This window comes from Pseudoalteromonas translucida KMM 520 (assembly GCF_001465295.1).
GTDB classification, from domain to species: domain Bacteria; phylum Pseudomonadota; class Gammaproteobacteria; order Enterobacterales; family Alteromonadaceae; genus Pseudoalteromonas; species Pseudoalteromonas translucida.
In genome coordinates this window covers 1,543,094-1,558,340 of sequence record NZ_CP011034.1, presented here as the reverse complement: position 1 = coordinate 1,558,340, position 15,247 = coordinate 1,543,094, and the positions used below count along the sequence as shown (strand labels likewise).

Here is a 15,247-nt window from a genome sequence, read left to right as displayed (position 1 = left end):
ACTACAAAGTAATCGCAGCTATAAACATATTCTTTCTATGAGCTTCCGAAGAGAATATCGAAGGTAACATTTCTATGGGTTGCTCAAAATCTTGAAACCAAAAATCGAAAGCCCCCTTATCAATGTCACTTTCTAGATACTTACAAAAAGCCTCAGTATCCCTATATAATTGGCGTACAAGCTCAAAATGAATACATATTTTATGTATAGGAGGCTCATCAACAGATCCCTGAGATTTAGCCCAAGCGTTCACGGTTTGAACCTCACTCCATACTAAAGATAGTTTGCCGTTAAGATCTGAATAAATACTTTCATTTAGGTCACTAGTTATAGAAGAAAGAACATCTCCTGCTAATTGGTATATTTCTAGATCTTCCAAGTTCACGTCCAATATATTGAATTTTACGACAAAGGGTATAACAGCTTACTGAACAACACTATGGGGGTTTATAACCCCCCAAAACGGCGTATATCACATAGATCAATAATTCCACTAAATAACTACAATGTAAACAAGTAATTACGTGTGCTATAAAATTGCCTTTGTTAAAATATCCCAAAACGACTTTTAATAATGTTATAGGGCAAAATGCAAGTAAGTGCTTATATGCACAGCTTTACTTTAATGTGATCTGATGTGTGACTTTGTGAAACTTCCCTTTAAATCGTGTTTTTACAAAGGGCGAACGGAGGGGACTGTGCGTAGTAACAAATAGGGGGTAACGTATGTTACCCCCTATAATAAGTATGCTATTTACAGTGTGTTATTTAGTAACAATAAACCGTAAGCGGCAAGTTGATCGCCATTGAGATCGTGCTGCCAACTGGCTGTTAAACCGTCGCGTGCAATACTGCTGATGCTTTGAGCTTTATCGGTTAGGTTAAGTACAAAAATACTTTTACTGCCGTTTAACTCTCGCGTTATTTCTACTATGCCATTGTCGTGCTGCGTTAGCTGATAACTGCCGTTAATAGTAAATTCTGGGCGCTGCTTTTTCATTGCGATTAAGTGCTGATATAAACGCCAAACAGAATTTGGTTGTGCTTGCTGCGCTGCAACACTACGATCGCCTGCTGCTAGTTGCTTAGCAAGAAACTCTGGCCACCAGTTTGCAAAGTCATCACCAAATAATGCCGTTTCTTCAACCCAACTATTGTCACTTTGCGTAAAGCCCGCTTGATGACTATTGTCCCACTGCATGGGCGCACGTTTATACACATCGTCACCGATGCGCTGCTGCGTTAAGCCTATTTCTTCACCGTAATAAATGTACGGTGTGCCTGGCGAGCTAAATAACATGGCCGCTGCTAGTTTTGCTTTACCATCGTGCTCTTTAAGTTGATAAGCAACTCGTTCTTGATCGTGATTAGTTAAAAACGGTGTAAAAAAGTGCAGTGGTGCTTGCGAGTCTTTACGTTGTTGTAAGTTTTCATCAAGGATGAGTGCATTTTTAGCTTTGTGCTGCTCATTAGATGGCATAGTACCAAACAGCACATCTGTGTCGGTATCGGTTTTAAGTAAGCTCAAAATTTTATAGCCTACTTCAAAGTCAAAGCCTTGATCTAGCCCCTTACCTTCGCCATAGTACTTTGCCGCAATAGGAAGATCGGCCCATGCTTCTCCTACCAGGTAAGCTTGTGGATTTACACTTTTTATATATTGATTAAAGTCTTGCCAATATTCTATCGTTTCTTGGGTGTCGGCTTGTGCATTTGCACCGCCTTCCATAGCAAAGCGTACTGCATCAAGCCTAAAACCTGCTACGCCTTTGTCGAGCCAAAACTTTGCCATTTTTTTCATTTCATTAGCCACATCTGGGTGGCGTAAATTTAAATCGGGTTGGCTTGCACCAAATGCACCATAATAATATTGCTTGCGCGTTTCACTCCAATGCCATACGGCTTCTGGCTTGTCGTTATCGCTCCAAGCATGCCCCCAGCCACTGCCCGCTTTAGGCATATCGTCACGCCATACAAAATAGTCGCTAAATGGCGCTTGTTGTTTTTCAGATTGTTGAAACCAGTCATGCTGACTAGAGATATGATTGATCACTAAATCTAGTATAACTTTCATACCTTTGTCATCAGCGGCTTTTATAAACGCTTCAAACTCAGCCATACTGCCATAGTCACTTTCAACTTTATAAAACTCTGTAAAGTCATAGCCATGATAAGAAGGCGCTTCGAAAATAGGCGTTAACCACAGTGCATTTACACCTAACTCTTCTAAGTATGGGAGTTTTGCTGTCATGCCATTAAAGTCGCCATGACCATCGTTATCGCTGTCGTAAAAGCTGCGCGGCCAAATTTGATAAAATATGGCACTTTGCCACCAGTCTGCTGGCTGTTCTACTGTTTTAGTTTGCGCATTAGTCACAGCGTTATTAGTGTTAGTATTTGTTGATGGCGCTGGCTTACAACCGGTTAATGCAAGTGCCAGTGCTAATGCACTCAAAGTAAAGGTTTTCATTTTATCCCCTTTGTTTTTGTTGTTTATGCTAATTGCTGTATACCATTCAATTAAAGTGCAACTGTAATATATTGCGAATGGTTTTAGGCTAATGGTTAATTATTTTGCTGCCTCTACCCTTGCCTTAAAATGCAATGGTCGAGGCAGTAATTTGCTGTTATTTATAAAAATTAAGATTGTTTAACGCGTAATACTGCAACAGCTGCCAGTAAAAACGACACCGCGCCTATTAACAAAGCGTAAATTGGTTGATTCTCAAAAAAGTGGCGTAATATAAGCCCTAAAATGCTGGCGGCTAATAGCTGGGGGATAACAATAAAAAAGTTAAATATGCCCATATAAACACCCATTTTACTGCTTGGCACCGAGGTACTTAACATGGCGTATGGCAGCGATAAAATAGACGCCCACGCAAAGCCAATGCCTATCATTGGCCAAATAAGTAAGGTGGGATCTTTAATAACAATAAAGCTGGCTAAGCCCAGCGCGCCTAAAACCAGATTAAAGCAATGAGCGAGCTTTAAACCAACGCGCTTAACTATTATCGGAATACAAATTGCGGCAAGTGCTGCAAAGCCGTTATACGCGGCAAATAATATACCTACCCAGTCAGCGCCGTTGTTATAAGCTGGGGAACTGGTATCGCTGCTGCCGTAATGAAACCCCGTTACCGCTGAAGTGGTATAAATCCACATTGCAAATAACGAAAACCAGCTAAAAAACTGCACCCACGCCAGCTGTTTCATGGCTTCGGGCATAGTAAATACGTCGTTTAATACCTGATAAAAACCACCCGATGTAAGTTGTTTAGCTTGCAAGGCTGCCGCTATAAACTGAACAACCCCAAAACTCACTAAACCGCCAGCCAATAAATACAGTTCTTTTTCTAAATTTAAGGCGCTTACCAAGGCTAAAACGGCTAAGCCTAAAACACTAAATATTATGCCCCCTTTGCTAAAGTTAATATTAGCGGTTGGTTGGCTTTGAGAAGCAGGCTCTTCTTGGTGATTAAATGCAGCGAGTTGCTCTGGCGAGTATTCTTTGGTGGTTAGAATACTCCAACCTACAGCAACCAGTAAAATTACCGCGCCAAAGTAAAACGAATACTTTACTGAATCAGGAATTTGCCCAGCCGGCGCGGTATTAGCAATACCAAACCAGTTAGCCATCATCCATGGTAGTGCTGATGCAACTACAGCGCCAATGCCTATAAAAAAGCTTTGCATGGCATAACCTGTTGCACGCTGTTTTTTAGGCAGGTTGTCGCCAACTAAAGCACGAAACGGTTCCATAGTAACGTTAATTGACGCATCCATAATCCACAGCATACCGGCTGCAATCCACAGCGTTGGTGAGTTAGGCATTATAAATAACGACAGTGTAGTTAAAATTGCACCATATAAAAAAAACGGACGGCGACGACCTAACTTACCCCAGGTTTTATCACTCCAGTAACCAATAATAGGTTGTACAATTAACCCCGTTAGCGGAGCGGCTACCCATAAAATAGGTATATCATCAATGTCGGCACCAAGCGTTTGAAATATACGGCTAACGTTACCGTTTTGCAGGGCAAACCCAAATTGAATCCCTAAAAAACCAAAACACATGTTCCATATTTGCCAAAAGCTTAGGTCGGGTTTATTGCTATTATTGTTCATTATTTACCTTATTGGTTAATACCGCGCTACTTAGTGCATTAAGGGTAAGTGTAAAACTTGCACCTTGGTCGTTATTACTCACTAACACACCGTTATGTGTTTCGAGTAAATCGTGTAACGCTGAATTTGCACCTATATTTGCAGTTGTTTGGCTATTTAAGTTAATAGTGATTGTTTGTTGTTGCTCGCTAAAGTTGCTTAGTACCAAAATCACTTGGCGACCTAAACTACGTGAAAACGCAACAACCCTGTCGCTACCCTTTACGTTTAAAGCGTGCATGTCGCCGCCCACTACCGCAGGTAAGTTATTTAACGCCATAATGGCTTTGTAGTATTCTCGTAAGCTAGCTTGCTCAGGTGTTAAATTAGCACCATCGAACTGGCCGTTATTCATCCACGCTTGATGCGCAGGAACGCCAATATAATCAAAAATACTGGTACGGGTTGGCGTGCCAAACCCGGCGTTTTCAGAGCCATCTTCGCCTACATCTTGGCCAAAATATAACAAGCTAGGCGAGCGGCTAATTAACGTAGATACCACCATGGCTGGTTTGCCCCATAGCGCGTTACCTGCAAAATCGGGGCTGGCAATACGTTGCTCGTCGTGGTTTTCTAAAAAGTGCAGCATGTGCTGTTCTATATCGGCAACTTGCTGTTGTGCATCAAAAATAGTGCTCGCAGCTTGCTTATTTTGCATAATAGCTTTTAGCGTGTCGTAAAAACCCACCTTGTCGTATAAGTAATCCATTTTGCCCTGATGAATATAACCTCGGTACATTTTTGGGTTATATACTTCGGCAAGTAAAAAGGCATTAGGGTTTTGCATTTTGATTGCCGAATTTAAAAAGCTCCAAAATTCAACTGGCACCATTTCGGCCATGTCATAGCGAAAGCCATCTACGCCTTTATCTAACCAAAATAGTGCAATATCGCGAAATTTATACCAGCTATTAGGTAGGTTTTTGTCTTGCCAAAATTCATAGTGCGCTCGGGCATCTTTCGTTGCAAAGCTTGCTGGTAGGGTTGGAAAGTCATAACTGCCATCGGGTTTAACCCCGTAGTTTACTTTTACAGTTTCGTACCAGTCGTTTATATCGGGCTTAGCTGCACGCGCGCCATTACCTGTCCATTTAGCAGGACTTTCGTTAAACAAGCCATCGGCTAATGGGTGTGCATCTCCCCCTAAAACTTGATATTGCTCAGAGCTAGGTACTTGAAACGACTGCCCTGGTACATAATAAAAGTTATTATTACGCGCATATTCTTTACTGGTATCGTCTTGCTCGCCAAAGTCTTTTACACCAGCAGGCCTAGCAATTGAATGATAGTTACGCGCCACGTGGTTTGGCACAATATCAATAACCACTTTCATACCATGTTGATGAGTGCGCTCAATAAGTGCAGAAAACTCTGCTAAGCGGCGCTCTGGGTTTACTGCAAGATCTGGGTTTACATCGTAGTAATCTTTTATTGCATAAGGCGAACCCGCACGGCCTTTAACTACATCGGGGTCGTCTTGTTTTATCCCGTATTGGCTATAATTGCCCACCAGCGCATGATGCAACACGCCGGTATACCAAACATGGGTGGTGCCTAATTCTTTAATACCTTGCAATGCGGCGTCATTAAAGTCGGCAAATTTGCCAACCCCATTTTGCTCTTTAGTGCCCCAAGGTACATTCGCCGTTTGAGTGTTACCAAACAAACGAGTGAATACTTGGTATACAACAGGTTTGCTGATCTCATCTGGAGATTTAGTTAATTGCTCATTAATTTGATTAGCTTGTATTTCGCTATCTGAGCAGCCTGTTAGGTAAATGCTGCTGGCTAAAAGCAAAGGGCTATATTTAATTATCTTCATTATTGTCATAGTGCTACTTTACTACTTTGTCGTTTTTGTTATGAATTTAATACTAGTGTGAAGCGCGACTGACTGACAGTCGCTGCATACGTATTCAGTTAAGCAATTTACTCAATCACTAATACTGTGGCGCTCATGGGTGTTAATGTTATTGCATCAGTTAAATTAATTTGCTGCTCAGTAAACAGGTTTGTTGCTGTTGTATGCTGCTTAACCACCTCTTGCATATACCCTAACGACCAATTTTTTGCCTGCTTATTTTTATTCAAAAATACCAACACTATTTGTTCATCAGCTATACGTGCATAACTGTAAATACCTTGCTGTGGACTAAAATGCGTTAGCTTGCCATAACCTAATGCAGGGCTTTGTTTTCTAAAATTAAGTAACGTACGTAGGGTTTGGTGCATCTCGCGCTGTGCATTAGTGAGCCCTTTACCAGTGAAGGCATTAACTGTTTGACCAGCAAAACCGCCCGGAAAATCAATACGAATATCGCCGTGATCGTTACTGCCTGTGTTATCGAGTAATACTTCGGTGCCATAATACATTTGTGCAATACCACGGGTGGTAAGTAGCATGGTCATCGCCATTTTGGTTTTATTTAGGTTTTGCTTTAGCTCAGTATAAACACGGCTCATATCGTGGTTATCGGCAAATACTAAAAGGTTATTTGGGTTGGGGTACAAAAAATCATTGGCAAGGGATTGGTATACTTTAACCCAACCTGTGTTCCAGCTTTCATCTTCATTTAAAGCTTGAATGAGCGCCTCTTGCAGCGAAAAATCCATTATACTGGGTAAACTTGAGCTATAACCGTCACTGTTATTTTTGCCCGCTTGCCAATACGATGCAATTGCTGGGTTAGTAGTCCACTCTTCACCAACAATATTAAACGCTGGGTATTCACTCATAATTGCTTTGGTCCAATTGGCTAAAAAAGCTTTGTCTGAGTATGAATATGTATCTACTCGAATACCGCTTAAATTTGCATACTCAATCCACCAAATGGTGTTTTGAATTAGGTAGGTTGCCAACAAAGGTTGACGCTGGTTTAGATCGGGCATGGTTTCTACAAACCAGCCATCGCTAAATTGGCGTTTATCGAACTGGCTGGCGTGAGGGTCTTGAATGGTTTGCCTTGCATGACTAGTGGCATGCTTACCATTGGCAAACTCACCATTAAAATTAATCCAATCAGACGTTGGCTTGTCACTCATCCACACATGCTCAGAGCCAAAGTGATTAAGTACAAAGTCCATCACTAACCCAATACCCTGCTGCTGCGCTTTATTTGACAGCTCTTGGTACAGCTCATTACTGCCCATGCGGGGATCTATATTATAAAAGTCAGTAATAGCATAACCATGATAAGAGTAGCTTGGCATATTGTTTTCAAGCGCTGGGGTTAACCACAATTGAGTTACCCCTAAATCATTTAAATATGGAAGTGCATTGATCACCCCTTGTAAGTCGCCACCGTGACGCCCACCTTTACTTTTTGGAGCAGCTGCCTCTAACATGCCTGCTAGGGTGTCGTTACTGCTATCGCCATTTACAAAACGGTCTGGGTTAATTAAATAAAGGGTATCTTGGCTGTTAAAGCCTTTACGCTTGGCACTATTGCTACTGCGAGTATGCAGCGGGTATTCAAAACGCTCACCCGCTGGACTGGTAAACACTAAATTACCAGGCTTTGCTTGCGACGTTATTTTTAGGTTTAAAAACGCATAATTAGGATTATCTGTTTTGCCAATACTGATTAACTTAACCCCATTGTAGGGGGTTAATTGCCACTGTTGTTTAGCAATGTTTGGCTCATGCAACATAACTTGCAGTGCCTCATTTTGCATGCCAATCCACCAATTTTGTGGCGATACAGACATGGCCTGTGCCTTTATTGCAGTAAGCGGTATTGCAGTAAACAATGTTGTAGCAAACAGTGCTTTAATTAGCTTTTTCATTTAATTATTTTTCATCCTAGATAAAAATTCACTATGGGAAGGGAGTTGTTCAACCGTGTGGTTAATCAAAGCTTTTAAATCAGAAAATAATGCGAGCAGCTGCTCATCAGTTAGGGCGTTGGCTAACGGGTGATAATCATCTGCTGCAAGCCCCTGTCCTATCATTACTTGCTGCCACGCTGGCTCGGCAAAAAGCTCGTCGTCTTCTCGAATGATCTTGCCTGTTTGTTTGAACAAGGTTATTTTTTGTTGCAGCGTTTCGGGAATACTCATTTGCTGACATTGACGCCAAAATGCGCTATCTGTGCGGGTGGTAAGCTTATAATGTAAAATTATAAAGTCGCGTATGCGTTCTATTTCGGTTTTACTTTGCAGGTTATATGTAGTTACTTGCGAGTGTTTAATCCCATTATGCGGAAACATCTTAATTAACCGAATAGCCGCTGTTTGAATTAAATGAATACTGGTTGACTCTAACGGCTCTAAAAACCCACTTGAGAGTCCAATAGCAACCACATTTTTATGCCATTGTAAGCGACGACGCCCCGTTTTAAAACGGATCACCCGCGGCTCTGTTATTGCTTTGCCGGGCAAATTAGCGAGTAATTGCTGCTTTGCTTCGTCATCTGTTAAATGGCGGCTCGAGAACACTAAGCCGTTACCAACTCTGTGCTGTAAAGGTATTTGCCATTGCCAACCAGCATTTTGGGCAATAGAGCGAGTATACGGTACTGGCTCATTCGCTGATTCACTTTGCACTGCTACTGCCCTGTCGCAAGGCAGCCAATGCGACCAGTCTTCAAAGCCTGTATTTAAGGTTTTTTCAATTAATAATGCACTTAGCCCGGTACAGTCAATAAATAAGTCGCCCTTAATTACTGAACCACTCTCTAGTGTTAATGCTTGTATATCACCTGACTGCTGACACTGCTGCACGCTTTTTATTTTACCTTCAACACGTTTAACACCGCGCTGCTGCGCAAGTTTTTTTAACAGTTTGGCATATAAGGTTGCGTCAAAATGATAAGCATAATGTAACCCTAGTAATTGGGTATTAGGCAAATTACGTAAATGGGCGAATTTACCTGCTTTTGCCGCTTGGTAGTTAACAGAAAAATCCCACAGATCGGGAGCGCGGTTTTGCTGTTTTGCTTTTAGCCAAAAGTGGTGAAACTCACAAAACGGAAAATCTTTACCTATGCTACCAAAGGCATGCATGTATTTATGATTTTGCTCGCGCCAATTTTCAAACTCAATACCTAATTTAATCGTTGCTTGAGTGGCATTAATAAACTCTTGTTCATTTATGCCTAACGCGCCATTTAAATGCAAAATTGGCGGAATACTCGCCTCTCCTACACCAATAGTCCCTATTTGATCAGACTCAACTAAGGTGATGTTGATCACGTTACCCAATACTTTATTTAATAAGGCTGCCGTGATCCAGCCTGCTGTGCCTCCGCCGGCGATTACCACATTTGTTATTTTATTATTCATTTACTTTTTCACCATGGTTGAGTAAACCAGTATTGAATGTGATATAAAAAAGCCCTTGTAAAGCAAATCACAAGGGCCTTTCAACGCTAAAGAAAACTATAGTTTATAGCTAAAACCTAGTAAAAATGTACGGCCATAATCTTGGTAGTCACGTATTTGTAGGTCGTTATCGCCTTGCAGCGATACAAAAGGTTCTTCGGTAATGTTTTGCACTTGGAAGGTAACACTTAAGCCAGCTAAGCTATCAAAACCGCCTTCGCTAAAGTCATAACCTAATTGTGCATCCCAAATTGTTTCGCCTTTGATGTCAACTTGAGTGGTTTCAAAGCCTAAACCATATACGTCACCTTTAAAGTCACTACGTTTGCGCATACTGGTACGTGCTTGAAAACCGCTGTGCTCATAATAAAAGGTTAAGCTATCGATTTGGTCTGATAAGCCTGGCAACTCATATTCATTACCATTTTGATCACTCAGGTCTTGCTCTACGCCTGTATGGCTAGCAATTAAACCAAAACCTTCTAGGCTTGGGTGAAATACGCTAAATGGTAATGATAAAGATAGCTCATAACCCCAAAGGTCGCCTTCACCGCCATTTACTTTACCCGAACCAGTGCCGGTAGACGTAGCTGGAATTTCACCTGTAGATGGGTCTGCAACACCTGTCATATCTACATCATATGTACCATCAAAAATCCATTGCGTAATGTCTTTGTAGAAAAATGCGGCAGCAAAGTAACCTTCTGCATCAAAGTAGTTTTCGTAGCTTAGGTCGAAGCCTGTTGCTTCTTTAGGCTCAAGCTTTGGATTACCACCCGAAATGCTCCAAAAATTACCGTTATCGTCTGGTTGTGTTTGGCTGTAAGTGGCATTTATTGATGCATTCATTTCATCAAGACGTGCGCGTGAAATTGTTTTTGCTGCACCAAAACGTATTGTTTGCTCTTCATCAATTGCAAACGATAAGTTTATGCTTGGTAAAAAGTGGCTATAGTCATGGCTAACATCGGTAGGCGTTACAACCACTAAGCCATTAACTGTATTAGCAGCAGAGCCTTGTGATGATTGATCTGTTTGTACATAGCGCGCACCAATATTACCCGTTACCGGAATTGAGCCAATTTCTGCGTTAATATCTAGCTGTGCAAATACTGCAATTACTTCTTCTTGAACAGTCCAAGATTGTGTTTTGTGCTTTTGGTTTGTAAGGCTTTCTTGTAATAGGTCGTAGTAGCCATCGTTTACTAAGCCGTTTGTATCGTAGGCAACCATGTTACCCATACCAATAAAGTCTAAGCTAGCAGACCCTTCACGATATTGCTCAGGAATAGCCAACATACCTGGATTTGCAAGCGAGAAGTCTTTTAAGGTCATGTAATACCCTTCAGACACTTTACTTTTTTCGCGATCGCGATATGAAATACCAAAGCTTACTTTACTAAAATACTCATTTTCGAGTGCTTTGCTTGCAGCAAGCTTTAATGTTTGTAATTCATCGTTAATTTCTGGGGCATTAATAAAGCCGTCTTGTGCTGTATTTTCGTAGGCAGTGCCCGTTAAACCATATTTATCGTTAAGGGCAGAACTTGCTCCCCAAGATAATGGACCGCCTAATTGAATAAGATCATAATCACTGTAATCTAATTCATGGCTAAATTGCGCGCCAGTATTGCCACCATCAAAGGCATAACCTATGTTATCTGCAATGCCATTTGCATCGCCACGCCCTGTACCAGAGTAACTTTCGATACTCCATATTTGACGTTTTACTTCAGATACACTGGCATCAAACTCTAACGACCATGAATCATTAATGTCGTATTTAGTGTTAAAACCAAATTGCGTTAGCTCAGCATTACGTTCTTCATAATCGTTACGAACGACAACTCGTTGCCCTTGTGTAACTGCACTGGTGATAAAACCAGATGACTCATCTATTTCAGCGCTTGAAGCGTCTATTGTGCCTTGGCCCCATGCAAAAGGTACTTCTATACCACGTAATATCTTCTCATCTGAAAAATCAACATAAAGCGCATCAAACGTCATGTTTAAACGATCAGTTGGTGCGGCTTCAAGTACAAACATTGCTGAATCACGCTCAAGTGTTGATGAACGCACATAAGGTTTTGCACCGCCTAATATAGAATATTGCTCGCCAGCAGCTTCAAATTCAGGGTAGCCCCATGAGTTCCATCGTTTTTCTTGGTTTGGTGAACTCATTTTATTATAGGCAAACGCAACACCTATAGTGTCATCTGCAAACTGGTCAATGTACGAAATCGTGCCGCGGTAACCACTGTCGTTGCCATCTGGGTTTAATTTATCAAAACCTGTTTGTTCTAATTGGCCATTAAACATGATCACACGCTCACCTTTACTTAAAGGCTTAACGGTTTGCATGTCGATTACACCAGCAATACCTTCTGCATCAAGACTTGCATTAGGCGTTTTATAAACGGTTACACCGCTCATTATTTCTGATGGGTACAGGTCAAATTCAACACCACGGTTGTCACCAATAGAAACTTGCTCGCGACCATTAAAGGTAGTGGCACTTTCATTTTCGCTAAAGCCACGCACACTTACACGACTTGCTCGGCCATCAAGACGCTGTGCGGTTAAACCCGGTAAACGTGCAATAGATTCTGCAATAGATGAGTCTGGTAATTTACCAATATCTTCAGCAGAAATTGACTCTACAACCTGTGTAGAAAAACGTTTGGTGTTTATTGACTCAACTAAACTGCCACGAAAACCTTTAACTTCGATGACTTCAACGTCTTCTTTTTTTATTGTATTTTCTTGCGCGGCCGCAGTAGCAAAGCTTGATAAACCAGCAGCTGTTAATGCCAACGTTAATATACTTGGTTTGAACATAGACATGATGTTTTTCCCGTTACCCATAGTGTGATCCTCGCTTTGTTTGAGTGATAGTCAAACAAAGTGAGCTAATTTTGTTGTCAGGATTAATGTTAACGCTCTCTTCATTTTATTAACAACTTTATGCATACGTATTCAATACTTGCACATTGACAATATATTAACATAAAAGCCACTCACAATAGCACAAACGATTGTTTTTAATAGACTTTCATAAATTCGCATTAATTACTTAATAAATTTAGTTAAATAATTATATTTATCAATAAATGGCGGATGTTGTTAAATGTAAACTGCATAAAAATAACCATATTTAAGCTGATCCCTGCTCTGTATACGCTTATTTTTGAGTGTGTAATTGGTAAGACCAAAGCAACCTTGAAGCTATACACTCAAGCCATTGTTAATATTAAATTAAAATAAAAAAATACCGATAAATCAATTTAAAAACTTAATTGGTAAGGTTGTTTTGTTGGCAATTTAAAATATTTAATTGGTTTTTTGTGATTTTTTTGATACTTAAAAAATGTGTATTTTACTGCATACGTATGCAGTATTTTTACAGAATCACGGGCTTCACGTATGCTTTTTAGAAATATTATATGGTGAGTTAACAAACCATATTTAGCGTAATCGAAATACGGTGTGCAATGACGGAGAAAAGCATGGCCCAACAGCAGTGGTACAAAGGTGCGGTAATTTATCAGGTTTATCCGCGTAGCTTTCAAGATAGCAACAATGATGGTATTGGTGACTTAAAGGGGATAATTAATCGCATTGATTATATTAAAAGCTTAGGCGTTGATGCTATTTGGATTTCACCATTTTTTAAATCGCCAATGAAAGACTTTGGTTACGATATTAGCGACTACCGAGATATTGACCCAATATTTGGTGATTTAAACGATTTTGATGCGCTAATTGAACAAGCGCATGCCCGCGATATAAAAATTATTATTGACCAAGTGCTTAGCCATACCTCTGATCAACACCAATGGTTTTTAGATAGCCGCGAAAACACCACTAACGATAAGTCTGATTGGTATGTTTGGGCTGAGTCAAAAGAAGATGGTACAGCACCTAATAATTGGTTATCTATTTTTGGCGGCCCAGCATGGCAGTGGGAGCCACGCCGAGGTCAGTATTATTTACATAACTTTTTAACCGAGCAGCCCGATTTAAACTTTCATAATCCAGATGTTAGACAAGCGGTGCTTGATAACGTGGAATTTTGGCTGAAAAAAGGTGTAGATGGCTTTAGGCTCGATGCAATTAACTTTTGCTACCACGATGCGCAATTACGCGACAATCCTGCAAAACCAAAAGATAAGCGCCAAGGCCGTGGTTTTAGTGAAGACAATCCGTACGCATTTCAGTATCACTATTACAACAACACCCAACCAGAAAACATCGAATTTATGCAAGACATTCGTGCCTTACTTAATAAGTACCCAGGTGCGGTTTCATTGGGTGAAATATCGTCTGAAGATTCACTCGCTACCATGGCGCAGTATACGCAAGGTGGCGATAAGCTACACATGGGTTACAGTTTTGAATTACTCACTGATGACTACTCTAGTGAATACATTAGAACAACAGTACAAACCCTTGAACAGCAAATGACTGAAGGCTGGCCTTGCTGGGCGTTTAGTAACCATGATGTAGAGCGTGTTGCGAGCCGTTGGAGCGATAATGGCGAAATTAACCCTGCTCAATGTAAAATGCTTACAGCCCTACTCGCTTCACTGCGTGGTAGTGTATGTATGTATCAAGGCGAAGAGCTAGGCTTGGGCGAGGCAAACGTGGCCTTTGAAGACTTACAAGACCCATACGGAATTACATTTTGGCCTAACTTTAAAGGACGTGATGGCTGTAGAACTCCAATTCCTTGGGAAAATGAGCAAGTAGATTATGCTGGATTTAGTGAAAATAAGCCTTGGTTACCTGTAGATGCTGCACATAAGTCGCAATCGGTAGCAGAGCAAAATGACGACAAAAACTCTATTTTAAACGCATATCGTGAATTTATGGCTTGGCGTAAAACGCAAGCGGTAATGATTACAGGTGATATTGAGTTTATCCAAACGGCTGAACCCATTCTGGCATTTTATAGAACACTTAATAATGAAAAAATGCTATGTGTATTTAATTTAAGTGCGCAACAAGCAACATTAAATTTGCCGGTGGCTATAACTAAAGCGTATGACACGCTTTCGCATCACAATGCTACTTTGAGTGATAACCAGCTAACAATGAATGGATTTAGCTGCTATTACGCCCAATGTAGCTAGAAGTCATTTAATATAAAAACAACAGCCTGAGTACGCTCAGGCTTTTTTATAGCTAACAACTATAAAACACTCCAATACCGATTCTATTTTATTTGTTTTGGTTAGCTTAGATCTTGAAGATTCGTCCATGTATGCTCCTAATTACCATTAAAATTTAACACTCAACTTACTTATCCTGACGATAAAAATATTTCGTTATCTTTTATTTCAAATTCGATTAAAAATCAGCATACCAACAGAGTTGTTCTGGCTTGGGTACACTTGTTTTAAACAACAATTGTCATAACATTTTTTAGGAATAAACAAATGAACAAAGCATTGCTAGCATTAATCGTAGCACCTCTATTTGCACTGTCTGCACTTAATGTGGTTGCAGAAGATGCGGCGGACGCTTCAGCTGAAACAGTTAAAGAATACACAGAAATGTGTGTTAACTGGGCTAAAGATGACGACGTAAGCAATGAAGAGCTTTATGGCTATGTATTAAAGTGCGTGAATGATGAGCTTGTATCAGAAGGCTACAAAAAAGTCTCTGCTGTAAAAATTTAATTCAATTTATTGTCTAATTAAGTCTATTGCTAATACAGCCGTTGCGAACACTTTTAATTAGATATAAAAAAACC

At 40.5% G+C, this 15,247-nt stretch carries 9 protein-coding genes; 2 read left to right on the top strand and 7 right to left on the bottom strand.

Translation table 11 applies throughout. The annotated features are described in order from the left end of the window. Position 1: 1 nt before the first annotated feature. The 7 genes from PTRA_RS07390 to PTRA_RS07360 all read right to left on the bottom strand — a co-directional run bounded on the left by PTRA_RS07390 (position 2) and on the right by PTRA_RS07360 (position 12,336). Positions 2–379: a hypothetical protein gene (locus PTRA_RS07390; RefSeq protein WP_058373276.1), complete on the bottom strand. Its 378-nt coding sequence runs from the start codon at positions 377–379 to the stop codon at positions 2–4. A 375-nt stretch (positions 380–754) separates the two neighbouring features. Further along, on the bottom strand, positions 755–2,470 hold the full coding sequence (locus tag PTRA_RS07385) for an alpha-amylase family glycosyl hydrolase (protein ID WP_058373275.1): 1,716 nt from the start codon (positions 2,468–2,470) through the stop codon (positions 755–757). Positions 2,471–2,640: 170 nt separating this feature from the next. Next, on the bottom strand, positions 2,641–4,131 hold the full coding sequence (locus PTRA_RS07380; protein ID WP_058373274.1) for an MFS transporter: 1,491 nt from the start codon (positions 4,129–4,131) through the stop codon (positions 2,641–2,643). Further along, a complete protein-coding gene (locus tag PTRA_RS07375; RefSeq protein ID WP_418055003.1) occupies positions 4,121–6,001 on the bottom strand; it encodes an alpha-amylase family glycosyl hydrolase in 1,881 nt (626 codons plus the stop codon). The genes PTRA_RS07380 and PTRA_RS07375 overlap by 11 nt, the downstream gene beginning before the upstream one ends. Positions 6,002–6,099: 98 nt before the next feature. Continuing rightward, positions 6,100–7,956, bottom strand: coding sequence for a glycoside hydrolase family 13 protein (locus PTRA_RS07370; RefSeq protein ID WP_099046589.1), 1,857 nt, complete (start codon positions 7,954–7,956; stop codon positions 6,100–6,102). After that, on the bottom strand, positions 7,957–9,453 hold the full coding sequence (locus PTRA_RS07365; protein WP_058373273.1) for a tryptophan halogenase family protein: 1,497 nt from the start codon (positions 9,451–9,453) through the stop codon (positions 7,957–7,959). 96 nt (positions 9,454–9,549) lie between these two features. Beyond that, positions 9,550–12,336 (bottom strand): TonB-dependent receptor, encoded by a 2,787-nt coding sequence (locus PTRA_RS07360; RefSeq protein ID WP_058374554.1) that lies wholly within the window; start codon positions 12,334–12,336, stop codon positions 9,550–9,552. A 662-nt stretch (positions 12,337–12,998) separates the two neighbouring features. On the opposite strand from PTRA_RS07360, the gene PTRA_RS07355 reads away from it, so the two are divergent. Continuing rightward, positions 12,999–14,624, top strand: coding sequence for an alpha-glucosidase family protein (locus PTRA_RS07355; protein ID WP_058373272.1), 1,626 nt, complete (start codon positions 12,999–13,001; stop codon positions 14,622–14,624). Positions 14,625–14,930: 306 nt separating this feature from the next. Then, complete coding sequence (locus PTRA_RS07350) at positions 14,931–15,173, top strand: hypothetical protein (protein WP_011328030.1); 243 nt, start codon at positions 14,931–14,933, stop codon at positions 15,171–15,173. Positions 15,174–15,247 lie beyond the last annotated feature (74 nt).